This is a genomic window from Streptomyces malaysiensis subsp. malaysiensis, from assembly GCF_040653035.1.
In the GTDB taxonomy this organism is placed as follows: Bacteria; Actinomycetota; Actinomycetes; order Streptomycetales; family Streptomycetaceae; genus Streptomyces; species Streptomyces malaysiensis.
This window is the reverse complement of record NZ_JBEZNG010000077.1, coordinates 1-4,974: the sequence shown is the minus strand read 5'-3', so window position 1 is coordinate 4,974 and position 4,974 is coordinate 1. Positions and strand designations below refer to the sequence as shown.

Genomic DNA, 4,974 nt, shown 5'->3' with positions numbered 1-4,974 from the left:
CGTTGACTTTTGGCACGCTGTTGAGTTCTCAAGGAACGGACGCTTCCTTCGAAACCGTTTCACCGACTTCTCCGGGCGCTTCCCTTCGGTGTTTCACACGCTATCAGACTATTTTCCGCTCTCTTACCCGCGTCTTTCGCAAGGCATGCGAAAGCGGATCCGAGATTTGGATCAAGTAACTGATGGCGCCGCCCTGATCCTGGATGTACACGCAGATGACCGCAGTGCTTCATCCGGTGGGCAGGGGTACGACAGTACAGCGCCCCGCGCGGCCGTGGCAAATCGATTCCTGACCCGGGCGCCCTCTCCTGCCTGCGCCACGTGTGCGGAATCCAAAGTTCCTATGACTTACTCTTCTGGGCAGTGCGCTGTCCGGGACAGGTGGTGACAGCGCGTGATGATTCTTCATCCCGGGAGGCTCCCATGACCAGCGTGACCTCACCGGTCGCCGGACGCGTGATCGGACTCGAAGCGGTTCCCGATCCGGTGTTCTCCGGCGCCATGGTGGGTCCGGGCACGGCGATCGATCCGGTGCTCGAGCCCTTTGTGGCCGTGGCCCCGGTCGACGGCATCGTCGTCTCCCTGCACCCGCATGCGTTCGTCGTCGTGGACGGGGAGGGGCACGGTGTGCTCACCCACCTCGGCATCGACACCGTGCAGCTGAACGGTGAGGGCTTCGAGGTGCTCATCAACAAGGGGGACACCGTCAAGCGGGGGGACGCGATCGTGCGCTGGGACCCGGCCACCGCCGTGGCCGCGGGCAAGTCGCCGATCTGCCCGATCGTGGCGCTCGAGGCCACGGCCGAAGCCCTTTCCGACGTCAAAGAGGACGTCGATGTGAAGGCGGGCGACGCGCTCTTCAACTGGTGAGCGGGGCGTGCGCCCGGCGGCCGACGGGGACCGGGACGGGCGGCGCACTGCTGGTATGACATCCACCATGGCGGAGTTCCGCCGTATCGACCGGGGACGGGTGACATGGAGACAACGCTGCGAGGCGTCGGCGTGAGCCACGGGGTGGCCATCGGCGAGGTGCGCCATATGGGGACGGCGGTCCTGGAGCCGCCGGCGAAGCAGATTCCGGCCGATGAGGCGGAGCGTGAGCAGGGGCGGGCCCGTCAGGCGGTGGAGGCCGTGGCGGCCGATCTGGTCGCGCGCGGCAACCTGGCGGGCGGCGAGGCCCAGGCCGTGCTCGAGGCGCAGGCCATGATGGCGCAGGACCCGGAGCTGATGGCCGATGTCGAGCGGCGCATCACCGTGGGCAGCACCGCCGAGCGCGCGGTGTACGACGCCTTCGCCGCCTACCGGGCGCTGCTCGCGGGGGCCGGGGACTATCTGGCGGGCCGGGTGGCCGACCTCGATGATGTGCGGAACCGGATCGTGGCGCGGCTGCTGGGCGTGCCGATGCCGGGTGTGCCGGACAGTGATGAGCCGTATGTGCTGATCGCGCGGGACCTCGCGCCCGCCGACACCGCGCTGCTCGACCCGACGCTGGTGCTGGGGTTCGTGACCGAGGAGGGCGGGCCGACGAGCCACAGCGCGATCCTCGCCCGGGCCCTGGGGGTGCCGGCCGTGGTCGCGCTGCCCGGTGCCGGGGATCTGGTCGAGGGCACGCTGATCGCCGTGGACGGCAGCACCGGTGAGATCTTCGTGTCCCCGAGCGAGGAGAAGCGGGCCGAGCTGACGCGGGCCGCCGAGGAGCGCCGGGCCGCGCTGGCCGTCTCCTCCGGTCCGGGCGCGACATCGGACGGGCACAAGGTGCCGCTGCTGGCGAACGTGGGCGGTCCGGCCGATGTGCCGGCGGCGGTCGAGGCGGGCGCCGAGGGTGTGGGGCTGTTCCGCACCGAGTTCCTCTTCCTCGACGACAGCACCCGGGCGCCGTCGGAGGAGAAGCAGGTCACGGCGTACCGGCAGGTGCTGGAGGCGTTTCCCGAGGGCCGGGTGGTGGTGCGGGTCCTGGACGCGGGCGCGGACAAGCCGCTGGACTTCCTCACCCCGGCCGATGAGCCCAACCCGGCGCTGGGCGTGCGCGGTCTGCGTACTCTGCTGGACCACCCCGAGGTGCTGCGGACGCAGCTCACGGCGCTGGCCAAGGCGTCGGAGGGGCTGCCGGTCTATCTCGAGGTCATGGCGCCGATGGTGGCGGACCGGCTGGACGCCAAGGCGTTCGCGGACGCGTGCCGTGAGGCGGGGCTGCGGGCCAAGTTCGGCGCGATGGTGGAGATTCCGTCCGCCGCGCTGCGGGCGCGCTCGATCCTCCAGGAGGTCGAGTTCCTGTCGCTGGGCACCAATGACCTGGCGCAGTACACCTTCGCGGCCGACCGTCAGGTGGGCGCGGTCTCACGGCTTCAGGATCCGTGGCAGCCCGCGCTGCTCGACCTGGTGGCGGCTTCGGCGGAGGCCGCCCAGGCCGAGGGCAAGAGCTGCGGTGTCTGCGGTGAGGCCGCCTCCGATCCGCTGCTGGCGTGTGTGCTGGCCGGTCTGGGGGTCACCAGCCTCTCCATGGGCGCGGCGTCCATTCCGTATGTGCGCGCGACGCTGGCCAAGCACACGCTGGCGCAGTGCGAGCGGGCCGCGTCCGCCGCTCGTGCGGCGGACACCGCCGAGGACGCGCGGCGGGCGGCGCAGGCGGTGCTGTCCGGCGAATGAGGCTCGGTGTCCGATGAGCCGCCGGTGAGGTACCGGTGCGCTCATGGGTTTCGGTGAAGGCGTCCCGCCGCGTGGCGGGACGCCTTCGGTCATTCCGGGCGTCCGGTCAGTGCGAACGTCCGGTCATTCCGGGCGGCTGAGCGGGATGCCCGCCCGGTATTCGACGCCGTGCTCCGGGGGGATGGGTTCACCGGTATCGGCATCGGTGCAGTACGCGGTGAACACCTCCGCCTCGCTCAGCGGGCGCAGCCAGCCGTTGTGCAGCGCCCAGCCGCGGACCGTCTCGGGGGTGTCCGCCGCGATGGTGCGCAACACCAGACCGCCGGGGCGTCGTAGGGCGAAGCCGCAGGCCAGGACGGTGCGGAAGACCAGCGCCGAGGACTCGGACAGCTGCGGCGGGCCCGCTTCCCGGGCGTCGGCGTGGAGCACGGCGACCAGCGAGGTGCCGTCCGCCGGGACGCTGCACACCAGATGGTGCATGCCTGGCCCGGCCGCCTCCACAGCCGCGCGCAGCGCGGCCCCTGCGCGCTCGAACGCGGCTCGTGCGGTGTCGTCGTCGTGGCACTCCCCATGGTGGCCGGCGCGGGAGAGCAGCGCCGTGGCGTACTCCCAGGTGGCCTGCTCCTCGGCGACGCCGATGAGCCGTGGCACCAGGCGGTCGACCGGCTGGCCTTCGTAGGTGACCGTGCCGCCGGCAGCGGCCAGCTCCGCCGTATAGCGAGTGCGGCTCGCGGGGGTGTCCGGGTCGAGCCGGGTGTCCGCGCAGAACTCCTCGTAGGCGACGGGGTCGAAGAGGGCGACGGTGGTGTGGACGCCCCTGGCCGCGAGCGCCTTCAGCAGCCCCTCCATTTCCCGCAGATACGCTCCGTGGTCGTCGAAGGCGAACGACCCGTACTGCCGCATGGCTGCGAAATCCCGCTCGTCGGCGAGCAGGGCCACGGTGCTGGGCACCTCTCTGCGCAGTACGCGCCGGGCGGTCCGGCTCCTCCTCCGGTGCTTCGTCCTGGTCCTCGTATCCCTGTTTGCCTGCGCTTTCGTGTGCGTCTTCGTCTTCGTCTTGCGGTGCTTGCTCCGGTGCCTGCCGGGGCGGCTCCGGTCCTGACCCCTCTGTCCGGCGTGCGCCATGGCTCCCCCTCCGCGCGAATGTTCAGTGCTCACTCACCGTAACCGGGGCCACTGACAACGCTCCGTCATCGCGGTCCCGTACCAGGTGGCGCTGGGCGCCGCACATCGCGGCGAGCCCGGCGCCGAGGCCGAGCCAGCCGAGAGGGCCCGCCGCGATCGCCGCCGTCACCGCGAGCGGTCCCGCGCTGCGCTGCACGGCCTGGGCCAGACCGTGCACACCGAGGTAGGCGCCCTGTGCGGTGGGCGGTGCGAGGACGACGGACAGCTCCCAGGAGATCGTGGCGTGCAGCATCTCCGCGACGGTGAAGGCGGTGGCGGCCAGCACCAGCGTCACGGCCGCGAACCAGGGCGCGTCGACCACGGTCGACGCGGCCAGCGCGGCCCCGCCCAGGAGGAAGGCGCAGGCCAGCGGCCACAGCGAGGTGCGTGCGGTGTGCGGGGTGGCGCCGAAACGGGCGAACGGGACCTGGAAGAGCACCACGAGCAGGTTGTTGAGGACGAGCAGCAGCGGGACGAGCTGATGCGGTGCGCTGGTGGCCGTTACGGCCCACAGCGGCAGGCCGACCTTGAAGACGGAGTCGTCGAGGAAGAGGGCCGCTTCGCTGGCGGTGTAGGCGAGATAGCGGCGGTCTCGCCAGGGATTGAGGGCGGGGGTCTTCGTCTTGTGGGGCGCGGGGCTGGATTCGGCGGGGGCGGATTCGGCGGGCGCGGAATTGGCGAGGGCGGCGGAATTCCCGGGTGCGGATTCCTCGGGCGTGCATTCCTCGGACGTGCTTTCCCCGGGCGTGGATTTCCTCGGCTGTACGGATTCCCCCGGCGCGGGGGCGTGCGGCCCTGCTGGCCGCGCTGTCCGCCCGGGGGATCGTCGCGCACGGGGCGAGCGGGATGAATGTGTGGGTGCCGGTGCGGGATGAAGCGGCGGTGGTGAACGGGTTGCGGACGCGGGGGTGGTGGGTGGCGGCCGGGGCGAGGTTTCGGTTGGCGTCGGGGGCGGGGGTGCGGATTACTACGGCGGGGTTGGGGGAGGTGGATGCGGGGGTGTTGGCGGAGGATGTGGCGGGGGTGTTGGGGGAGGCGCAGCCGACGTATGGGGGGTAGGTGGGTCTTCCCCCACCCCGCCCCTTCCCGAACCGGGGCTCCGCCCCGGGCCCCGCTGGGGCTGCGCCCCAGACCCCGTTCCGGGGGCTCCGCCCCCGAACCCCC

At 71.7% G+C, this 4,974-nt stretch carries 4 protein-coding genes; 2 read left to right on the top strand and 2 right to left on the bottom strand.

Going from position 1 to position 4,974, the window contains the following annotated elements; all coding sequences use genetic code 11:
- Positions 1–423: 423 nt before the first annotated feature.
- Together AB0E24_RS45815 and ptsP are read left to right on the top strand one after the other, a co-directional pair.
- Positions 424–870 (top strand): PTS sugar transporter subunit IIA, encoded by a 447-nt coding sequence (locus AB0E24_RS45815; protein ID WP_069871488.1) that lies wholly within the window; start codon positions 424–426, stop codon positions 868–870.
- 105 nt (positions 871–975) lie between these two features.
- Entirely contained in the window at positions 976–2,646 is a 1,671-nt protein-coding gene (ptsP, locus tag AB0E24_RS45810) for a phosphoenolpyruvate--protein phosphotransferase (RefSeq protein ID WP_102933725.1), read from the top strand.
- Positions 2,647–2,769: 123 nt separating this feature from the next.
- On the opposite strand, the gene AB0E24_RS45805 is transcribed toward ptsP, so the two are convergent.
- Together AB0E24_RS45805 and AB0E24_RS45800 are read right to left on the bottom strand one after the other, a co-directional pair.
- Positions 2,770–3,771 carry a DUF8829 domain-containing protein gene (locus tag AB0E24_RS45805; protein ID WP_359385987.1) on the bottom strand — a complete coding sequence of 334 codons (1,002 nt, stop codon included), beginning with the start codon at positions 3,769–3,771 and terminating at the stop codon, positions 2,770–2,772.
- Positions 3,772–3,793: 22 nt separating this feature from the next.
- The gene (locus AB0E24_RS45800; protein ID WP_359385984.1) at positions 3,794–4,249 is read right to left on the bottom strand and encodes an MFS transporter; all 456 of its coding nucleotides are present in this window, start codon (positions 4,247–4,249) and stop codon (positions 3,794–3,796) included.
- Between the last annotated feature and the right edge of the window lie 725 nt (positions 4,250–4,974).

What these genes read in the sequence shown, in the direction of transcription:
- AB0E24_RS45815 (WP_069871488.1), top strand. Translation starts at nt 424, where the DNA reads ATGACCAGCGTGACCTCACCGGTCGCCGGACGCGTGATCGGACTCGAA.
- ptsP (WP_102933725.1), top strand. Translation starts at nt 976, where the DNA reads ATGGAGACAACGCTGCGAGGCGTCGGCGTGAGCCACGGGGTGGCCATC.
- AB0E24_RS45805 (WP_359385987.1), bottom strand. Translation starts at nt 3,771, where the DNA reads ATGGCGCACGCCGGACAGAGGGGTCAGGACCGGAGCCGCCCCGGCAGG.